15 protein-coding genes and 2 pseudogenes are annotated in these 19,540 nt (G+C 58.7%); 12 read left to right on the top strand and 5 right to left on the bottom strand.

Going from position 1 to position 19,540, the window contains the following annotated elements; all coding sequences use genetic code 11:
- Positions 1 to 15: 15 nt before the first annotated feature.
- The 3 genes from FFS64_RS16075 to FFS64_RS16065 form a co-directional block, all read right to left on the bottom strand.
- Positions 16 to 1,743 (bottom strand): ABC transporter ATP-binding protein/permease, encoded by a 1,728-nt coding sequence (locus FFS64_RS16075; RefSeq protein ID WP_137806199.1) that lies wholly within the window; start codon positions 1,741 to 1,743, stop codon positions 16 to 18.
- 97 nt (positions 1,744 to 1,840) lie between these two features.
- Complete coding sequence (locus tag FFS64_RS16070) at positions 1,841 to 2,401, bottom strand: response regulator transcription factor (protein ID WP_095193936.1); 561 nt, start codon at positions 2,399 to 2,401, stop codon at positions 1,841 to 1,843.
- Positions 2,394 to 3,656, bottom strand: a complete 1,263-nt coding sequence (locus FFS64_RS16065) for an ATP-binding protein (RefSeq protein ID WP_095193937.1) — start codon at positions 3,654 to 3,656, stop codon at positions 2,394 to 2,396. Before FFS64_RS16065 ends, FFS64_RS16070 begins: the two co-directional genes overlap by 8 nt.
- Positions 3,657 to 3,919: 263 nt before the next feature.
- Between FFS64_RS16065 and FFS64_RS16060 the strand changes: the two genes are divergently transcribed.
- The 9 genes from FFS64_RS16060 to FFS64_RS16020 all read left to right on the top strand — a co-directional run bounded on the left by FFS64_RS16060 (position 3,920) and on the right by FFS64_RS16020 (position 15,946).
- Positions 3,920 to 4,636 (top strand): SIMPL domain-containing protein, encoded by a 717-nt coding sequence (locus FFS64_RS16060; protein WP_137806198.1) that lies wholly within the window; start codon positions 3,920 to 3,922, stop codon positions 4,634 to 4,636.
- A gap of 514 nt (positions 4,637 to 5,150) precedes the next feature.
- Positions 5,151 to 6,776: an ABC transporter substrate-binding protein gene (locus FFS64_RS16055; RefSeq protein ID WP_137806197.1), complete on the top strand. Its 1,626-nt coding sequence runs from the start codon at positions 5,151 to 5,153 to the stop codon at positions 6,774 to 6,776.
- A gap of 303 nt (positions 6,777 to 7,079) precedes the next feature.
- A complete protein-coding gene (locus FFS64_RS16050) occupies positions 7,080 to 8,681 on the top strand; it encodes an ABC transporter substrate-binding protein (RefSeq protein ID WP_137806196.1) in 1,602 nt (533 codons plus the stop codon).
- Positions 8,682 to 8,855: 174 nt separating this feature from the next.
- Complete coding sequence (locus tag FFS64_RS16045) at positions 8,856 to 10,289, top strand: OprD family porin (RefSeq protein WP_137806195.1); 1,434 nt, start codon at positions 8,856 to 8,858, stop codon at positions 10,287 to 10,289.
- An 80-nt stretch (positions 10,290 to 10,369) separates the two neighbouring features.
- Positions 10,370 to 11,965, top strand: a complete 1,596-nt coding sequence (locus FFS64_RS16040) for an ABC transporter substrate-binding protein (RefSeq protein ID WP_137806194.1) — start codon at positions 10,370 to 10,372, stop codon at positions 11,963 to 11,965.
- A gap of 73 nt (positions 11,966 to 12,038) precedes the next feature.
- The gene (locus FFS64_RS16035; protein ID WP_095193943.1) at positions 12,039 to 13,049 is read left to right on the top strand and encodes an ABC transporter permease subunit; all 1,011 of its coding nucleotides are present in this window, start codon (positions 12,039 to 12,041) and stop codon (positions 13,047 to 13,049) included.
- Positions 13,050 to 13,060: 11 nt separating this feature from the next.
- Positions 13,061 to 13,987 carry an ABC transporter permease subunit gene (locus tag FFS64_RS16030; RefSeq protein WP_137806193.1) on the top strand — a complete coding sequence of 309 codons (927 nt, stop codon included), beginning with the start codon at positions 13,061 to 13,063 and terminating at the stop codon, positions 13,985 to 13,987.
- A 10-nt stretch (positions 13,988 to 13,997) separates the two neighbouring features.
- Complete coding sequence (locus tag FFS64_RS16025; RefSeq protein ID WP_137806192.1) at positions 13,998 to 14,966, top strand: ABC transporter ATP-binding protein; 969 nt, start codon at positions 13,998 to 14,000, stop codon at positions 14,964 to 14,966.
- Positions 14,966 to 15,946 (top strand): peptide ABC transporter ATP-binding protein, encoded by a 981-nt coding sequence (locus FFS64_RS16020; protein ID WP_137806191.1) that lies wholly within the window; start codon positions 14,966 to 14,968, stop codon positions 15,944 to 15,946. Before FFS64_RS16025 ends, FFS64_RS16020 begins: the two co-directional genes overlap by 1 nt.
- 181 nt (positions 15,947 to 16,127) lie before the next feature.
- On the opposite strand, the gene FFS64_RS16015 is transcribed toward FFS64_RS16020, so the two are convergent.
- Positions 16,128 to 16,379, bottom strand: a complete 252-nt coding sequence (locus FFS64_RS16015) for a hypothetical protein (RefSeq protein ID WP_137806190.1) — start codon at positions 16,377 to 16,379, stop codon at positions 16,128 to 16,130.
- Positions 16,380 to 16,705: 326 nt separating this feature from the next.
- Positions 16,706 to 18,289 carry a peptide chain release factor 3 gene (locus tag FFS64_RS16005; RefSeq protein WP_137806189.1) on the bottom strand — a complete coding sequence of 528 codons (1,584 nt, stop codon included), beginning with the start codon at positions 18,287 to 18,289 and terminating at the stop codon, positions 16,706 to 16,708.
- Positions 18,290 to 18,616: 327 nt separating this feature from the next.
- Here FFS64_RS16005 and FFS64_RS31415 point away from each other — a divergent pair.
- The 3 genes and pseudogenes from FFS64_RS31415 to FFS64_RS15995 form a co-directional block, all read left to right on the top strand.
- Positions 18,617 to 18,787, top strand: a pseudogene (locus tag FFS64_RS31415) (ABC transporter permease); the annotation flags it as partial.
- Positions 18,776 to 18,880 (top strand): annotated as a pseudogene (locus FFS64_RS32220) (hypothetical protein); the annotation flags it as partial. The pseudogenes FFS64_RS31415 and FFS64_RS32220, both read left to right, overlap by 12 nt.
- 261 nt (positions 18,881 to 19,141) lie before the next feature.
- A complete protein-coding gene (locus FFS64_RS15995; RefSeq protein WP_137806187.1) occupies positions 19,142 to 19,507 on the top strand; it encodes a hypothetical protein in 366 nt (121 codons plus the stop codon).
- The last annotated feature ends 33 nt before the right edge of the window (positions 19,508 to 19,540 follow it).

Below are 19,540 nucleotides of genomic sequence, written 5' to 3'. Positions count from 1 at the left end.
CGCAAAGTCTGTGTCTCAGGCGGTCACGGCCTGGTCCACCAAATGCCCGTTCTCGATACGAACATGCCGCGGATGGAAGCGTTTGAGGCTGCTGCGATGGCCGACGCTGACGATGCTCAGCCCCGGCAACTCATCGATCAGTGCCTGATAAAGCGATGCTTCGTCCTCCTCATCCATCGCCGAGGTCGCTTCGTCCATGTACAGCCACTGCGGCGCATATAGCAGGGCGCGGGCAAAGGCCAGGCGTTGCTGCTCACCAGGCGAGAGCATGCGCTGCCAGTGATTGGCCTCATCGAGACGTGCCACCAGATGCGGCAAACGGCAGGTTTCCAGCACGTGTGCATAGCGCTCGTTCGTGTAGGTATCACCGGCCTGTGGATAACTCAGCACTTCACGCAGGGTGCCGATCGGCAAATAAGGCTTCTGCGGCAGGAACAGATAACGCGCCGCCGGCAGGCGAATGCTGCCGTGACCTGTCGGCCACAAATGCCCCATCGCCCGCAACAGGGTCGACTTGCCACTGCCGGAACGACCACTGAGCATGACGCGCTCACCCTCCTCCACGGTCATGTCGGCGTTGGTCAGCAAATGGCGTCCGTCAGCCAGATCGAGGCCAAGTTTGTGCACCTTCAGCGCATCACCTTGGTTCTGCACATCGATGGCCGGCGCACGCTCTTCGTTGTCAGTCATGGCCTGGCGAAAACTCAGCAGACGATCGCAGGTGGCGCGCCAGGAGGCGAGGCTCTGGTAGGCGGTGATGAACCAACTGAAACTTTCCTGGACGTTGCCGAACGCCGAGCTGATTTGCATCAGCTCACCGAGTTCGATCTTGCCGGACAAGTAACGCGGCGAAGCGACGATGAACGGAAAGATGATGGCGGCCTGATTGTAACCGGCGGTAAAGAAGGTCAGGCGCTTGGATACCTTCATGATGTCCCAGAAGTTATGCCAGACCATCCCGAAGCGATTGCTCAAGCGACGATTTTCGTTCGGCTCGCCGTTGTACAACGCGATGCTCTCGGCGTTTTCGCGAATCCGCACCATGGAGAAACGCAGGTCGGCTTCGAAGCGTTGTTGTTGGTTATTCAGGCCGATCAAGCGACGACCGATCAAGTGCGTGAGCCAGCTGCCTACCACGGCATAGACCAGCACACACCAAAACATGTAGCCGGGAATGGTTAAACCGAAGACTTCGATACTGCCCGACACGCCCCACAGAATGATCGAGAACGACACCAGGCTCACAATGTTGCGAAGCAAGCCAATTCCCAGCTCCAGGGTGTTGGAGGTGAAATTGTTGAGGTCTTCGGAAATCCGCTGGTCCGGGTTATCGGTGTAACCGCCCTGTTCCAGCTGGTAATAACTCTTGTTGCCAAGCCAGCGGGTGAAATGCTTTTCAGTGAGCCACGCCCGCCAGCGGATGGTCAGCATCTGAGTGAGATAGAGCCGGTACACCGCTCCCACAATCGCTACCGCTGCAATCACGCAGAAATACAGAATCAACCGCCAGAACGCCGCTTCGTCCTTCTGTTGCAGGGCGTTGTAGAAATCCTTGTACCAGGTGTTGAACCACACCGAGATACCGACGCTGATCAGCGACAGGGCAATCACCGCGATAAGCAGCGTCCAGGCCTTGACCTTCTCCTCACTGCGCCAGTAAGGGGTGATCATCGCCCAGACTTTGCGAAAAAACTGCCCGCGCACAGCATCGTTGACCGCGGAATATTCAGCGTTCTGATTCATGGATAAGGCTCGATAAAGAAAAGTACAGGCACGGACCGATCATAGATGATCGGTCCGGTTTGTCGTGAGGAGTGGCCCGCATTCGTTCAGCGCAGGTTCAGCGGCGAACGGGACGCTTCTGCAGTTTGCGCTGCAGCGTGCGGCGGTGCATGCCCAAGGCGCGGGCGGTGGCGGAGATGTTGCCTTCGTGTTCGGTCAACACTCGCTGAATGTGTTCCCACTGCAAGCGGTCCACGGACATCGGGTTTTCCGGCACCAGGCTGTCGAGGTCGGCGTGTTCGGACAGCAGCGCGGCCAGTACGTCGTCGGCGTCGGCCGGTTTGCACAGGTAGTTGCAGGCGCCGCGCTTGATCGCTTCCACGGCGGTGGCAATGCTCGAATAGCCGGTCAGGATCACCACGCGCATTTCCGGGTCCATTTCCAGCAGCTTGGGCAGAAGCACCAGGCCGGAATCGCCGTCCATTTTCAGGTCCAGCGCGGCGTAGTCCGGCAGATCGTTCTGGGCGATGGTCAGACCTTCTTCGGCAGAGCCGGCAGTGCTGACGCGAAAGCCGCGGCGGGCCATGGCGCGGGCCATCACCCGGGTAAAGGTCGCGTCGTCGTCGACCAGCAGCAAATGCGGCAGCTCTTCGCCTTCAACCTGGATTTCGTCACTCATGTTGGTCTCCTCGGGCGCCAAGGGGCAGGCGCAGCTCGGTGAGCGTGCCGCCTTCCTCATGACTATAGAGTTTCACTGAGCCGCCGGCGCGTGTCACGCTGGCCTTGCTCAAAAACAGGCCCAGGCCGAAACCTTTGCCCTTGGTGGTAAAAAACGGCTTGCCGATCTGCTCGGCGATGGCCAGCGGCACACCGGCACCGTGATCGCGGATGCTGATGGTCAAGTCCTCGGCATTCCAGTCCAGGGTCACTTGCAGCCCTTCGGGACAGGCATCCGCCGCGTTATTCAGCAAATTCAGCAGCGCCTGGGTCAGGTCCGGCGGCGGTGCCATGCGCGGCACCGTGCCCTGGCCAAGGCGCTGGAAACGATAACTGGCTTCCGGGCGCATCAGGTGCCAGCGGTTGAGCGCTTCATCGAGCCAATCGGTGACGTCCTGCATCTCCACCGCCAAACGGCGATTGGCCTCCGCCGCCCGAACAAGCTGCTGCAACGTTTCCTTACACAGTTTGACCTGATCCTGCAGCACGCTCAGGTCGTCCTGCAACAGGGGGTCGTGGTGATCCTGGCGCATTTCCTTGAGCAGCACGCTCATCGTTGCCAGCGGTGTACCCAGCTCATGGGCGGCGCCCGCTGCCTGGGTGGCCACGGCCAGCAATTGCTGATCGCGCAGCCCCTCTTCGCGGCGGATCGCCCGCAACTCCTCCTGACGACGCAACTCTTCAGCCATGCGTGCGGCGAAGAAAGTGATGACCGCGGCAGCGAGGGCGAAACTCAACCACATCCCGTACACCTGCAGGTTTTCCCGGGCGATCGGGAAGGTTTGCAACGGATAGAACCGCGCCAGCAGCAGGGTGTACATCGTCAGCGCGATGCCCGACAGAATCACCGAATAACGCCACGGTAACGTCACCGCGGCGATGGTCAACGGCACCAGGTAGTAAGAGACGAAGGGATTGGTCGAACCACCTGAGAAATACAGCAAGGCGCTGTGGATAAACAGGTCGCAGGCCAGTTGCACGGCATATTCAAGCTCGGTGACCGGCCATGAGGTGCGCAGGCGAATCGCCGTGAACGCACACAGCAGCATCGAGCAACCGAGAGTCGCGGCCAGTTGGAACCAGGGCAGCGGCAGCAGTTCGAGCCAGTAGGCCAGGCCCACGGAACCGGCCTGGGCGGCCAGCACCAAGGTGCGGATGAAGGTCAACCGCCAGAGGTTCTGGCGAGTGGCGGAAGTGATTTGAACGGGGGCGAGCATGAGCTCTCCTGATGAGCGCTCCAGGCGGATCGCAGGGAGTATAACCAAGCGTGGGGGCCGGCAGGCAAACGTGCGGCAAACGGCCACAGAGAGACAGCTACAAGTTTCAAGCTGCAAGCCACAAGTAAAAGCTTGTAGCTTGTAGCTTGTAGCTTGTAGCTTGTAGCTTGTAGCTTGTAGCTTGAAACTTGCAGCTGCTCCATAGAGTCTGATGGTTTCACGCAGGCCCGGACCATGCCCTGCGCACCACCTTAGGAGCTTTCATGCACACATTCCGCCGCAGCGCCGCCCTCCTCGCCCTGAGTGTTGGCACTCTTGCCAGTCTTCCGGCCGTGGCTGCCGACGAACTTCATTACAACCAGATTTCCCTGCGCGCCGAAGTCAGCCAGGAAGTGGCTCGCGACCTGATGATCGTGACCCTCTACACCGAAGCACAAAACACCGACTCGGCCAAACTCGCCGCCGAGGTCAGCACCACCATGAACAAGGCGCTGGCCCAGGCCAGGCAGGTCAAGGACATCACCCTGCGCCAGGGCAGCCGTAACAGCTACCCGATCTACGATGCCAAGGGCCAAAAAATCACCGGCTGGCGTGAACGCTCCGAGCTGCGCCTGGAGAGTACGGATTTCGCTGCGCTGTCGAAGCTGACCGGCGAACTGCTCACCGACCTGAAGATGGGTGGCATGGACTTCGCGATCGCCACGCCAACCCGCAAGGCCAGTGAAGACACCCTGCTCAAGGAAGCTGTAACCGCCTTCAAGGCACGCGCTCAACTTGCCACCGACGCTCTGGGCGGCAAGGGCTACAAAATCGTCAACATGAACCTCAACAGCAGCGGCTACCCGCAGCCATACATGCGTGCACCGATGATGATGAAGGCCGCCAGCATGGACGGCGCACCGGTGACCCCGGAGGTTGAAGCCGGTACCAGCCAGGTCAGCATGACAGCCGATGGTTCGATTGAAGTGCTGATGCCTTGAATCGATAACCTCTGAACAAAAACGGCGATCACCAAAGTGATCGCCGTTTTTTTTGCGCTACATTCCAGTAGGAGCATAGCTTGCTCGCGATGAACGCTGACGCGGTTCCAGTCGAAAACTGCGTAACGGCCATCGCGAGCAAGCTTTGCTACAGGTGAATAGTTGCACTTGGTGACACCCACGCTCACTGATCCAATCCAGTGCAACAATAACCACTCCCATTCAGCCCCACAGGCTGGGGTATAAATAGGTAACACCTGCGCCCCACCCCTGGGCAACCCACCGCTTGCGCGCACCATAAACGTGCGTCAGATGCACTACAAAAATGCCGCGCAAACGGTCAAATGCGTCAAAATTTATACCAATGCGACATTAAGGTACGTTCGTGCCACCGTTTAAGGCTTGTAGCCGCTCTGGATCTTGCATTGGGTATGGCCCCTGCATAAGTATCCGCAGGCACGACTCACGAGGTCGTCCTCAAAATTAAAAAATGACAACAAATCATGAGGCCACCATGCTTAAACACGCGGTCATTCCGTTTTTAGTCGGCGCCAGCCTTTTGGCTGCCGCACCGTTCGCTCAAGCTGCGACTAACCTGGTGTTCTGCTCCGAAGGGAGCCCGGCCGGTTTCGATCCAGGTCAATACACCACCGGAACCGACTTCGACGCCTCTGCCGAAACCATGTTCAACCGCCTGACTCAGTTCGAGCGCGGCGGTACCGCCGTTATTCCTGGCCTGGCGACCAGCTGGGACATCTCCCCCGACGGCCTGACTTACACCTTCCACCTGCGTGAAGGCGTCAAGTTCCACACCACTCCGTACTTCAAGCCAACACGTAACTTCAACGCCGACGACGTGCTGTTCACCTTTAATCGCATGATTAACAAGGATGACCCGTTCCGCAAAGCGTACCCGACCGAATTCCCGTACTTCACCGACATGGGGATGGACACCAACATCACCAAGATCGATAAAGTCGACGACAACACCGTCAAGTTCACCCTCAAAGATGTTGATGCCGCGTTCATCCAGAACATGGCCATGAGCTTCGCCTCGATCCAGTCCGCCGAGTACGCTGCCCAGCTGCTCAAGGAAGGCAAGGCCGCCGACATCAACCAGAAGCCGGTCGGCACTGGTCCATTCGTATTCAAGAGCTACCAGAAAGACTCCAACATCCGCTACACAGGGAACAAGGACTACTGGAAGCCTGACGACGTCAAGATCGACAATCTGATCTTCGCCATCACCACCGACCCGTCGGTTCGCATCCAGAAGCTGAAGAAGAACGAGTGCCAGGTCACCCTGTTCCCTCGTCCAGCTGATCTGAAAGCGCTGCGCGAAGACAAGACTTTGAAGCTGCCTGAGCAGGCTGGTTTCAACCTGGGCTACATCGCCTACAACGTGATGGACAAGGTCAAGGGCAGCAACGAGCCGAACCCGTTGTCCCAACTGAAAGTGCGTCAGGCACTGGACATGGCGGTCAACAAGCAACAGATCATCGACTCCGTGTATCAGGGCGCCGGCCAACTGGCCGTCAATGCCATGCCACCGACCCAGTGGTCCTACGACACCACCATCAAGGATGCGCCGTACAACCCTGAGAAAGCCAAAGAGCTGCTCAAGGAAGCTGGCGTGAAGGAAGGCACCGAAATCGTTCTCTGGGCGATGCCGGTACAGCGCCCGTACAACCCGAACGCCAAGCTGATGGCTGAAATGCTGCAGTCTGACTGGGCGAAGGTCGGCCTGAAGGTCAAGATCCAGAGCTACGAGTGGGGCGAGTACATCAAGCGCTCCAAAGGCGGCGAAAACCAGGGGATGCTGATTGGCTGGAGCGGCGACAATGGTGATCCGGACAACTGGCTGAACGTGCTGTTCGGTTGCGATTCGCTGCAAGGCAACAACTTCTCCAAGTGGTGCGATCCGAAGTTTGACGGCATCGTCAAGGAAGCCAAGCGCACCACTGATCAGGCCAAGCGCACCGAACTGTACAAGCAGGCGCAACACGTCCTCAAAGATGCTGTTCCAATGACACCTATCGCTCACTCGACGGTGTTCCAACCCATGCGCGCCAATGTGCAGGACTTCAAGATCAGCCCGTTTGGCTTGAACTCTTTCTACGGCGTCAGCGTCAGCAAGTAAGGTTTGGCAACGGCGACGTTTTTGACGTCGCCGTTGCTTTATCGACCGAGAAAGCAGGAAATCGCCTACATCCAGATCGTCTGCTGACTACAGCAGAGCGCTAGGACGCGTCGTCTTTTCCCACGAGTCTTTCGGACTTTACGCATTTACTGCCGGACCCACGGTTCATACCGTCGGGATCCGACCAGCTCATGCGTGGGTCATCGGTTATTGGCTGTACGCCATGGCTTGAAACCATTGAAGCCTCCACGTCTGCGCGCGGACGAAGGCTCATTGTCAAAACTTCGAACAAGAGGGAGCGTCATGCGCCATAATTTGGTTTTATCCGCATTGCTGGGCACCGGCCTGTTGGCCGCCACGTCCATGAGCCAGGCCGCCAACAACAGCCTGGTGTTTTGCTCCGAAGGCAGTCCCGCCGGTTTCGATACCGCGCAGTACACAACCTCGACCGACAACGATGCCGCCGAGCCGCTGTACAACCGACTGGCAGAATTTGAAAAAGGCGCGACCAATGTCGTTCCAGGCTTGGCCACGAGCTGGGATATTTCCGAGGACGGCCTCAAGTACACCTTTCACCTGCGCCCTGGGGTGAAGTTTCATACCACCAAATACTTCACACCGACCCGCGACTTTAATGCCGATGACGTGCTGTTCACGTTCAATCGCATGCTCGATCCGCAGCAACCTTTCCGTAAGGCTTACCCGACCGAATTCCCGTATTTCAACGGTATGAGCCTGAACAAGAACATCGCCAAGGTCGAAAAGACCGGGCCGCTGACCGTGGTCATGACACTCAACAGCGTGGATGCCGCGTTCATCCAGAACATCGCCATGAGTTTCGCCGCCATTCTCTCCGCCGAGTACGCCGACAAGCTGCTGGCCGAGGGCAAGCCGAGCGATATCAACCAGAAGCCGATCGGCACCGGGCCGTTCGTATTCAAGAGCTATCAGAAAGACTCCAATATCCGTTACACCGGCAACAACCATTACTGGGACCCGAGCCGAGTCAAACTCGATAACCTGATTTTCGCCATCAACACCGACGCCTCGGTGCGTGTGCAGAAACTCAAGGCCGATGAGTGCCAGATCACCCTGCACCCGCGCCCTGCCGACGTGACCGCATTGAAGAATGACCCGGCACTGCAACTGATCGAAAAGCCCGGCTTCAACCTCGGTTACATCGCCTACAACGTGCGCCACAAGCCTTTCGACCAGCTCGAAGTGCGCCAGGCACTGGACATGGCGGTGAACAAGCAAGGCATTCTCAACGCCGTTTACCAGGGTGCCGGTCAACTGGCGGTCAACGCCATGCCGCCAACCCAGTGGTCCTACGATGACACGATCAAGGACGCCGCCTACAACCCGGAAAAAGCCAAGGAACTGCTCAAGGCCGCCGGCGTCAAGGAAGGCACCGAAATCACCCTGTGGGCCATGCCGGTGCAGCGCCCGTACAACCCCAACGCCAAGTTGATGGCCGAAATGCTCCAGGCTGACTGGGCGAAAATCGGCCTCAAGGTCAAGATCGTCAGCTACGAATGGGGCGAGTACATCAAGCGCACCAAGAACGGCGAACACGACATCAGCCTGATCGGCTGGACCGGTGACAACGGTGACCCGGACAACTGGCTCGGCACGCTCTACAGCTGCGACGCCATTGGCGGTAACAACTACTCCATGTGGTGCGATCCGGCTTACGACAAGCTGATCAAGCAGGCCAAGGTCGTGACCGACCGCGACCAGCGCACCGTACTCTACAAACAGGCGCAGCAGTACCTCAAGCAGCAGGTACCGATCACGCCGGTCGCCCACTCGACGGTCAACCAGCCGTTGAGCGCCAAAATCGAAGGGTTCAAGGTCAGCCCGTTCGGTCGCAACGTGTTCTCGGGTGTCAGCATCGATAAATAAAACCGTGTAGCCAAAACGCTGGGGGCGCATTGCGCCCTCATGCAAGCGTATTGCCGTAATTCGCCAATCAGGTGCCAGGCAAACGTTTGCAATGCGTGAAATGAGTTCCAAAGCAAATAGCCGGATCACCAAAAAAAGAACGGCATTAATAATAGAAAGTAAGGAGCTTCACCCATGAAACTGAGCAGCACCGCGATACTGGCCCTGGCCATCAGCAGCGTAACCGCCACGGCTTACGCTGAAACCCAGAGCCAGGCGTTCACCCCGGTTACCGTGAATGAAAAGAGCGCCCAAAGCGAAGCCACCGGTTTCCTTGAAGGCCAGTCGATCAGTGGCACTACCCGTAACTGGTACGCCAACGAGCAACTGAAACGCGGCGGTAATTTCGCCTACAAGAAAGACGGTGTATCGACCCCGACTGACCGTCGTATCAACTGGGTGCAGGGCACGATCGTCAAGTACAACTCGGGCTTCACCGAAGGCGCTGTCGGTTTCAGCACTGAAGTAGCGGCCTACAACGCCATCGCCCTGGACCAGGACCGCAAGGACCTGGCCTCCAACAACGGCGGCGCACCGGGCACTCGCCCAGGCGCGGGCAACAACCGTACCCTGACCGAAGAAGGCGGCGACGCAGTCGGCCAGTGGAGCAAATTGGGCCTGGCCAACGTCAAGGCACGTATTTCCAACACCACCCTGACCGCCGGTCGTCAGAACTTCAGCAGCCCGATGGTCGACGTCATCGGTAACCGTGCGCTGCCTTCGAGCTTCCAGGGTGTGGCGATCCACAGCGAAGAGCTGAACAACCTGCAATTCGACCTGGCCACTTTCGACCGCAATTCACCGCGTACCGAGCAAAGCCAGCGTAAATTCCGCACCGAATACGCCAATGGCATCGTTGAATCCGATCACGTCTACACCGGCGGTATCACCTACACCCCATTCGCCAGCCTGACCACCAGCCTGTGGGCGACCCAGGCCGAAGACATCTGGAACCAGTACTACTTCGGCGCCACCCATGTGCTGGGTGACAGCCAGGTACTGAGCCTGACCACCGGCCTGAACTACTACAAAACCCAGGAAGAAGGTAAGGCGCTGATCGGCGACATCGACAACGACACCTATTCCCTGTCGTTCGGCCTGACCCACCAGGCCCACAGCCTGACCTTCTCGTACCAGGAAGTGAACGGTAACGAGTACTTCGACTACCTGCACGAAACCAACGGCATCTACCTGGCCAACTCCCTGCTGTCGGACTTCAACGGTCCGAACGAGAAGTCCTTCCAGGTTGCCTATGGTCTGAACATGGCCGAATACGGCGTGCCAGGCCTGAAGTTCAACATCTACCAGGCACGTGGCTGGGGTATCGATGGTACTCACTACACCGGCAACAAAGGCGTGGCCGACAAAGGCTACGACGGTATCCAGTCGCAAGATGGCGAACACCATTACGAATACGGCATCGGTGCCTCCTACGCCGTACAGAGCGGCCCGCTCAAGGCCACCACTGTTCGCGCGACCTACACCGCTCACCGCGCCAGTGAAAACCAGGCTGACGGCAGCATCAACGAGTTCCGTCTCGTGACCACTGTTCCGTTCAACATTCTCTAAGTGCACCGGCCGCACGGCTGATTCAGTGACGAATCGGCCGTGCGGTTTTTGTCCATTCAACCGATTGCAGAGGGTCTTTGATGAAAATGCTTCCCCTACGTGCGGCTATGGCAGCCGCGTTGTTGAGTGTCGCGGTTGGCGTATCGGCCAAACCCCTGGTGGTCTGCACCGAAGCCAGTCCGGAAGGCTTCGACATGGTCCAGTACACGACTGCAGTCACCGCCGATGCCGTGGCCGAAACCATCTTCAATCGACTGGCGGACTTCAAGCCCGGTACCACGGATGTGATTCCGGCCCTGGCCGAATCCTGGGACATCAGCGAGGACGGCCTGACCTACACGTTCCACCTGCGCAAAGGCGTCAAGTTCCACACCACCGAATACTTCAAGCCAACCCGCGACATGAATGCCGACGACGTGGTCTGGAGCTTCCAGCGCCAGCTGGACCCGAACCATCCATGGCACAAACTGTCGAGCGTGGGCTTCCCGTACTTTGAAAGCATGGGCTTCAAGGAACTGCTCAAAAGCGTCGAAAAAGTCGACGACAACACGGTCAAATTCACCCTAACCCGCCGCGAAGCGCCGTTCCTGGCCGACATTGCCATGGCCTTCTCCTCGATCTACTCCGCCGAGTACGCCGACCAGCTGCTCAAGGCCAACAAGACCGGCGACCTGAACAGCAAGCCGGTCGGCACCGGCCCGTTCGTCTTCCAGCGCTACAACAAAGATGCCCAGGTTCGCTTCAAGGCCAACCCGGACTACTTCCGTGGCAAGGCACCGGCCGACTCGTTGATCCTGGCCATCGCCACCGACAACAACGTGCGCCTGCAGAAGCTGAAAGCCAACGAATGCCAGATCGCGCTGTACCCGAAACCGGACGACATTCCAAGCATCAAGAAAGACAACAAGTTGAAGGTTGATGAGCTGAACGCGATGACTGTCGCCTACATCGCCATCAACACCACGCACAAATACCTCAGTGACGTGCGCGTACGTAAGGCCATCGACATCGCCTTCGACAAGGAAGCGGCCGTCAACGCGCTGTTCGGCAAAGGCAATGCGACCGCGGCCGTCAACCCGTTCCCCGAGACCCTGCTGGGCTACAACCACGCCCTGAAGAACCCGGCCCGCGACCTGGACAAGGCCCGTGCCCTGCTCAAGGAAGCCGGTGTCCCCGAAGGCACGGTGTTCACCTTGTTCACCCGCAACGGCGGGGGGGCGACCAACCCCAATCCGATGCTCGGCGCGCAGATGATGCAGGCCGACCTGGCCAAGGTCGGCATCAAGATCGACATCCGCGTGATGGAATGGGGCGAAATGCTCAAGCGCGCGAAAAACGGCGAGCACGATATGGTTTCCGCCGGATGGGCGGGCGATAACGGCGACCCGGATAACTTCCTGACGCCTATGCTCAGTTGCGAAGCGGCCAAGAACGGCGAAAACTATGCACGCTGGTGCAATGACAAGTTCCAGGCCCTGATCGACCAGGCCCGTGAAAAAACCGACCCGGCCGAACGTGCAGCACTGTACGAGCAGGCTCAGGTTATCTTTAACCAGGACCAGCCATGGATCAGCATCGCTCACACTAGAATGTTCACCGCAATGCGCAACAACGTAGAGGGCTACCAAATCAGCCCGCTCACCACAAATAACTTCGCCACCACCCAGGTGAAGTAGATAAGAAACTCCCGGCATTCCTGACCCCAGGCATGCCGGGCACGCCTAACCGGCTGATGAGGTACACCACACGATGTTTAGTTTTATTGCCCGCCGACTGGGGTTATTGATCCCCACGTTCTTCGGCATCACCTTGCTGACTTTCGCGTTGATTCGCATGATCCCCGGCGACCCCGTGGAAGTGATGATGGGCGAACGTCGGGTCGACCCCGAGATGCATGCTCAGGCAATGGAACGCCTAGGTCTGAACAAACCCCTGTATGCCCAGTACCTGGATTACATCGGGAAACTGGCCCACGGCGACCTCGGGGAATCCCTGCGCACCCGTGAAAGCGTCTGGAGCGAGTTCACTTCCCTATTCCCCGCGACCCTGGAATTGTCCATGGCCGCCCTGTTGTTCGCCGGTATCCTGGGCCTGCTGGCCGGGGTGATCGCGGCACTCAAGCGAGGATCCCTGTTCGACCACGGGGTGATGGGCGTCTCCCTGGCGGGATACTCGATGCCGATCTTCTGGTGGGGCCTGATCCTGATCATGTTCTTCTCGGTGTCCCTGGGCTGGACCCCGGTGTCCGGGCGGATCGACCTGCTGTATGACATCGAGCCACGCACCGGCTTCATGCTCATCGATACGCTGCTGGCCGATGATGTCGGCGCGTTCCTCGATGCCCTGCACCACCTGATCCTGCCGGCCATCGTGCTCGGCACCATCCCGTTGGCGGTGATCGCGCGGATGACCCGTTCGTCGATGCTCGAAGTGCTGCGCGAGGATTACATCCGTACCGCCAAGGCCAAGGGCCTGTCGCCGTCGCGCGTGGTGTTCGTGCACGGTCTGCGTAACGCGCTGATTCCGGTGCTGACCGTGGTCGGCCTGCAAGTCGGCACCCTGTTGGCCGGTGCGGTCCTGACCGAGACCATCTTCTCCTGGCCGGGCATCGGCAAATGGCTGATCGAAGCCATCGGCGCCCGTGACTATCCAGTCGTACAAAACGGCATCCTGTTAATCGCCTGCCTGGTGATTCTGGTCAACTTCGTGGTGGACATCCTCTACGGCTTTGCCAACCCACGCATCCGTCATCAGCGCTGAGGTCAATACCCATGAGCACTCCAACTTCCTCAGTAGCCGCCGCCACCTCCGTCGTGGATCAAAGCCTGCTGTACCCGTCGCCGTACAAAGAGTTCTGGCACGCCTTCTCCCGGAACAAGGGCGCCGTCGCCGGCCTGATGTTCATGCTGCTGGTGATTTTCTGCGCGATCTTCGCGCCGTGGGTTGCCCCGCATGACCCGAGCGAGCAATACCGCGACTTCCTGCTGACCCCGCCAGCCTGGCTCGAAGGTGGGCAAATCCAGTTCCTGCTGGGTACCGATGAACTGGGTCGCGACCTGCTGTCGCGTCTGATCCAGGGTTCGCGCCTGTCGCTGCTGATCGGCTTGTCGTCGGTGGTGATGTCGCTGATCCCCGGCATCCTGCTGGGCCTGTTGGCCGGTTTCTTCCCGAAAATGATCGGCCCGACCATCATGCGCCTGATGGACATCATGCTGGCCCTGCCTTCGCTGCTGCTGGCCGTGGCGATCGTCGCCATCCTCGGCCCTGGCCTGATCAACACCGTGATCGCCATCGCCGTGGTGTCCCTGCCGTCCTACGTTCGTCTGACCCGCGCCGCGGTGATGGGCGAACTGAACCGCGACTACGTGACCGCCGCGCGCCTGGCCGGTGCCGGCCTGCCACGCCTGATGTTCGTGACCGTGTTGCCGAACTGCATGGCACCGCTGATCGTTCAGGCCACCCTGAGCTTCTCCTCGGCGATTCTCGATGCCGCAGCGCTGGGCTTCCTCGGCCTTGGCGTACAACCGCCAACCCCTGAGTGGGGCACCATGCTGGCCTCGGCCCGCGACTACATCGAACGCGCCTGGTGGGTAGTCAGTCTGCCTGGTTTGACCATTTTGCTCAGCGTGCTGGCAATCAACTTGATGGGCGACGGCCTGCGCGATGCGCTGGACCCGAAACTCAAGAACGCCGCCTGAGGAGATTCCCATGTCACTGCTAGAAATCAAGAATCTCAACGTTCGCTTCGGCGACAAGAACGCCACACCGGTAGTCGACGGCCTCGACCTGAAGGTGGACAAAGGCGAAGTGCTGGCCATCGTTGGCGAGTCCGGTTCCGGCAAGTCCGTGACCATGATGGCGCTGATGGGCCTGATCGAGCACCCGGGGATCGTCACCGCCGACGCCCTGAGCTTCGACGGCCAGAACATGCTCAAGCTCAATAACCGCCAGCGTCGGCAGATCGTCGGCAAAGACCTGGCCATGGTCTTCCAGGACCCGATGACCGCGCTGAACCCGAGCTACACCGTCGGGTTCCAGATCGAAGAAGTGCTGCGCCTGCACCTGAAAATGTCCGGCAAGGCCGCGCGCAAACGCGCCATCGAACTGCTGGAAAAAGTTGAAATCCCGGGCGCGGCCAGCCGCATGGACGCCTACCCGCATCAACTGTCCGGCGGTATGAGCCAGCGTGTCGCGATCGCCATGGCGATTGCCGGCGAGCCGAAACTGCTGATCGCCGACGAACCGACCACCGCCCTGGACGTAACGATTCAGGCGCAGATCATGGACCTGCTGCTGGCATTGCAGAAAGAGCAGAACATGGGCCTGGTGCTGATCACCCACGACCTCGCGGTCGTGGCCGAAACCGCCCAGCGCGTGTGCGTGATGTACGCCGGTCAAGCCGTCGAAGTCGGCCAGGTGCCGCAACTGTTCGACATCCCGGCGCACCCGTACAGCGAAGCGCTGCTCAAGGCGATTCCGGAACACAGCCTGGGCGCCTCGCGCCTGTCGACCCTGCCGGGCATCGTCCCCGGCCGCTACGACCGTCCGCAGGGTTGCCTGCTGTCACCGCGCTGCCCATACGTGCAGGACAACTGCCGCGCGCAACGTCCGACTCTTGACCCGAAAAGCAACAGCCTCGCCCGCTGCTTCTACCCGCTGAACCAGGAGGTGGCGTAATGGCCGTCGTACTTACCGCCCGCGACCTGACCCGTCACTACGAAGTGTCCCGTGGCATGTTCAAGGGGCACGCGACTGTGCGCGCCCTCAACGGCGTGTCCTTCGAGCTGGAAGCCGGCAAGACCCTCGCCGTTGTAGGTGAGTCGGGCTGCGGCAAATCCACCCTGGCCCGTGCCCTGACCCTGATCGAAGAACCGTCTTCGGGCTCCCTGAAAATCGCCGGCCAGGAAGTGGCCGGCGCCGACAAGGCCCAGCGCAAGCAACTGCGCAAAGACGTGCAGATGGTGTTCCAGAGCCCCTACGCGTCGCTGAATCCACGGCAGAAAATCGGTGATCAACTGGCCGAGCCGCTGTTGATCAACACCAACCTGTCCGCCACCGAACGCCGGGAGAAAGTCCAGGCGATGATGAAGCAGGTGGGCTTGCGTCCCGAGCACTACCAGCGTTATCCGCACATGTTCTCCGGCGGTCAGCGCCAGCGGATCGCCCTGGCCCGCGCCATGATGCTGCAACCGAAGGTGCTGGTGGCGGACGAACCGACCTCCGCGCTGGACGTGTCGATCCAGGCCCAGGTGCTGAACCTGTTCATGGACTTGCAGCAGGAGTTCAACACCGCCTACGTGTTCATCTCCCACAACCTGGCGGTAGTGCGTCACGTCGCCGATCACGTGATGGTGATGTACCTCGGCCGTCCGGTGGAAATGGGTCCGAAAGAAGACATCTACACCCGTCCTTTGCACCCGTACACCCAGGCGCTGTTGTCGGCGACACCAACCATCCACCCGGATCCGGACAAGCCGAAAATCAAGATCGTCGGCGAACTGCCCAACCCGCTGAACCCGCCGTCAGGCTGCGCCTTCCACAAGCGCTGCCCATACGCCACCGAGCGTTGCAGCACTGAAGAGCCGGCCTTGCGCCTGCTCGACAGCCGCCAGGTGGCTTGCCACTACGCCGAGCAGTTCGTGCACGGCGCGGCATAAACGTGGGCTAAAAATGTGGGAGCGGGCTTGCCCGCGAAGGCGTCATGTCAGTCACATCATTGTCGACTGACAGACCGCTTTAGCGAGCACGCTCGCTCCCACAGAGATACTCGTTGACCCAACCCCTTCTATTTCGATTGCGCATCAATCGGGAGAGAAGGGGTTTTATTTTGCCCGCAATTTACGTCTGGCTATCACCTTCCTCATCTGAGTCCGGCTCGTCGGTGGTCGAATCATCGTCACCCGCACTACCACCCTGCCCTTTGTCGCCCGGTTCCGATTCAGACGCGGCAATCATCAGTTCACCGTGTCCCGCCTGACCGCTCGATGCCTGCGTCTCGTGATCCACGCACTCGGCCCAGACTGTCGTACTGCCGAGGGCCAGCATCACCATCACCTTCAACATCAACAACACACGCAGCAACCTGTTCATAGCCGAATCCTTCCTGTCTCGAAGTGCCTGTCTGGCGCTGAATTTAATCTAGTTCCGATCAGCACGGTTCTCCAGATAGGACGCTAACGAACCGATGGAAATGCCGTCGATGTAGAGATTGGTTTTGAATAAGGGTTATGCCCAATTCCACTAACACCAATGATCCTTTGTGGGAGCGGGCTTGCTCGCGAAAGCGGTCTGTCAGTCAGCATTAATGCTGAATGTCACGACGTCTTCGCGAGCAAGCCCGCTCCCACACTGGATCGAGTTGGCAATAAAAAACCCCGCAGCTTTCGCAACGGGGTTTTGGTGTTTCAGTTCAGCGCTTAGTGATGCTCACGCGTCGCACGGAATTTCACGTCCGGCCAGCGTTCTTCCATCAATGCCAGGTTGACCCGGGTCGGGGCGAGGTAGGTCAGGTGACCGCCGCCGTCCAGTGCCAGGTTTTCCACGGCCTTGTTGGAGAATTCCTCGAGTTTCTTCTTGTCGTTGCATTCAACCCAACGCGCGGAATAAACGGTGATCGGCTCGTAGGAGCACTCAACCTTGTATTCCTCTTTCAGGCGGCTGGCGACCACATCGAACTGCAGCACACCGACGGCGCCGAGGATGATGTCGTTGCTGCGCTCGGGGAAGAACACCTGGGTCGCGCCTTCTTCGGCCAGCTGTTGCAGGCCTTGGCGCAGCTGCTTGGACTTCAGCGGATCGCGCAGGCGTACGCGGCGGAACAGTTCCGGGGCGAAGTGCGGGATGCCGGTGAAGCCCAGGACTTCGCCTTCGCTGAAGGTGTCGCCGATCTGGATGGTGCCGTGGTTGTGCAAACCGATGATGTCGCCGGCAAAGGCTTCTTCCAGTTGCTCACGCTCCGAGGAGAAGAACGTCAGCGCATCGCCAATGCGCACGTCCTTGCCGGTACGCACGTGGCGCATTTTCATGCCTTTTTCGTATTTGCCGGAGCAGATACGCATGAAGGCGATACGGTCGCGGTGTTTCGGGTCCATGTTTGCCTGAATCTTGAAGATGAAGCCCGAAAACTTCTCTTCCACCGGTTCCACGGTGCGCTCGTTGGCTACACGCGCCAGCGGGCGCGGCGCCCAGTCCACCACGGCGTCGAGGACGTGATCGACACCGAAGTTGCCCAGTGCGGTACCGAAGAACACCGGGGTCAATTGGCCGTCGAGGAACTCCTGCTGGTTGAACTCGTGACAGGCACCCTGCACCAGTTCCAGCTGCTCGATGAAACGCTCGTACTCGTCGCCCAGATGCGCGCGGGCTTCGTCGGAATCGAGCTTCTCGATGATCTTGGTTTCGGTGCGCTCGTGACCATGACCGGCGGTGTAGACGATGATGTAGTCGTCGGCGAGGTGGTACACGCCTTTGAAATCGCGGTAGCAACCGATCGGCCAGGTGATCGGCGCAGCCTTGATCTTGAGGACGGCTTCGATTTCGTCGAGCAGTTCGATCGGGTCGCGGATGTCACGGTCGAGTTTGTTGATGAAGCTGACGATCGGCGTATCACGCAGGCGGCAGACGTCCATCAGGGCAATGGTCCGTGGCTCTACGCCCTTACCGCCGTCGAGTACCATCAACGCCGAGTCCACCGCAGTCAGGGTGCGATAGGTGTCTTCGGAGAAGTCCTCGTGGCCCGGGGTGTCGAGCAGGTTGATCATGTGTTCGCGATACGGGAACTGCATGACCGACGTGGTAATCGAGATACCCCGCTGCTTTTCCATTTCCATCCAGTCGGACGTAGCATGGCGGTCGGATTTACGGGATTTCACCGTGCCGGCCACCGCAATCGCCTTGCCCATCAGCAAGAGCTTTTCGGTGATGGTGGTTTTACCGGCATCGGGGTGGGAAATAATGGCGAAAGTGCGGCGTTTCGCGACTTCGGCGGCCTGTTTGGTCATGGGAAATCGCCTGGCAGGTGATTCAAAAAAGGGCGCAGATTATAGCCCAAGTTGATCGAAGAACCGAACCGTTGAGTACATCCGGGGTGGCCAAATGCTGCATCAGATGGGAGCCTTTTAAAGCACGGAGACGTCCACTCCCCTGTTACGACCACTCGTCGGGGGCTGAAAAATCAGCAAGTAAGCCTAACGAGACTGCGCTCATGGCTCGCATCCACACCGTATCGGTTCTGGAAAACAGCTGCTTTTCGCGATCACTTTTTCGGCAGCCAAGTAAGGCGTTGCCACACGAAAATGTGTTCGCCGACTGAAAAAAGGAGTCCGCCTGTGGCTATCCATCATGGTAATGGGCTGATAGGAGGCGCGCTGGTAATCGCCCTGCTGGCCCTGCTGATCCACTGGATCGGCATCAACACGATCGAACACTACCGCGACGATTTGTTGTTTTACCTGCAAGCTCATCTGATTCTCGTCCTCGCTTCCATGCTGGCCGCCCTGACGCAGGAATCGATTGCCGAATATTTGAGTTCAGGCAAGTCCCGCGGAGGCAAGACAAGCATTGTTTCGTCAGCAGATATGGCGCTGATTTAATTTATGCCTTCCGCCGCTAAATCATTGAATTCAGCGGCGGAACTGCACTAATAGAAACATAATGTTCCACCACACCCCGTACAACCTTATAAATACCCGATTTGTTACAACTCAACATCCAACACCATCACAAATGATAGGTTCTTTTTCAGATCGAAAACATTTAACTAATGACGTGTAGCTGCTCGACGCAGCCACACGTTTACAACGAACCAAACACCAATAGTTAAATTCGACTTTTATCAGGCCAAGAAATTTTAAATGAATACTACCGATGTAATACCAGACCGAAACGAACCCTCCACTCACGCAGGCCCAGCCGTTCAACTGCGTCTCAGCGCGACTGGAAACCCGAATAAAGTACGGCGCGGGAATAGTTTCACAAAGCTCCCCCTCGGCGACCTGCTGGATGCGAATGGACAAATCGTTTCAGGTTCCGGCAACTGGACATTAGTTAGCGTTTCGCCTGCTACGCCAGGTGTAACAGTAGGTAATAACCCTGGTTACCTGAATGGAAAAATTTACGTCCCCAGCGTGACAAGCAATATGACCATCACCGCCAGGCTCACACCTTCGCAATATCCGGCTTTGGCAAAAAATTACATTTTGCAAATTCAAGTCATTTAATTAGTCGCAAATAACTGCCGACAGTTGACACAC

This window comes from Pseudomonas sp. G(2018), assembly GCF_005502415.1.
Lineage (GTDB): Bacteria > Pseudomonadota > Gammaproteobacteria > Pseudomonadales > Pseudomonadaceae > Aquipseudomonas.
The sequence above is the reverse complement of the archived record's forward strand: the minus strand, read 5'-3'. Positions and strand labels throughout refer to the sequence as shown.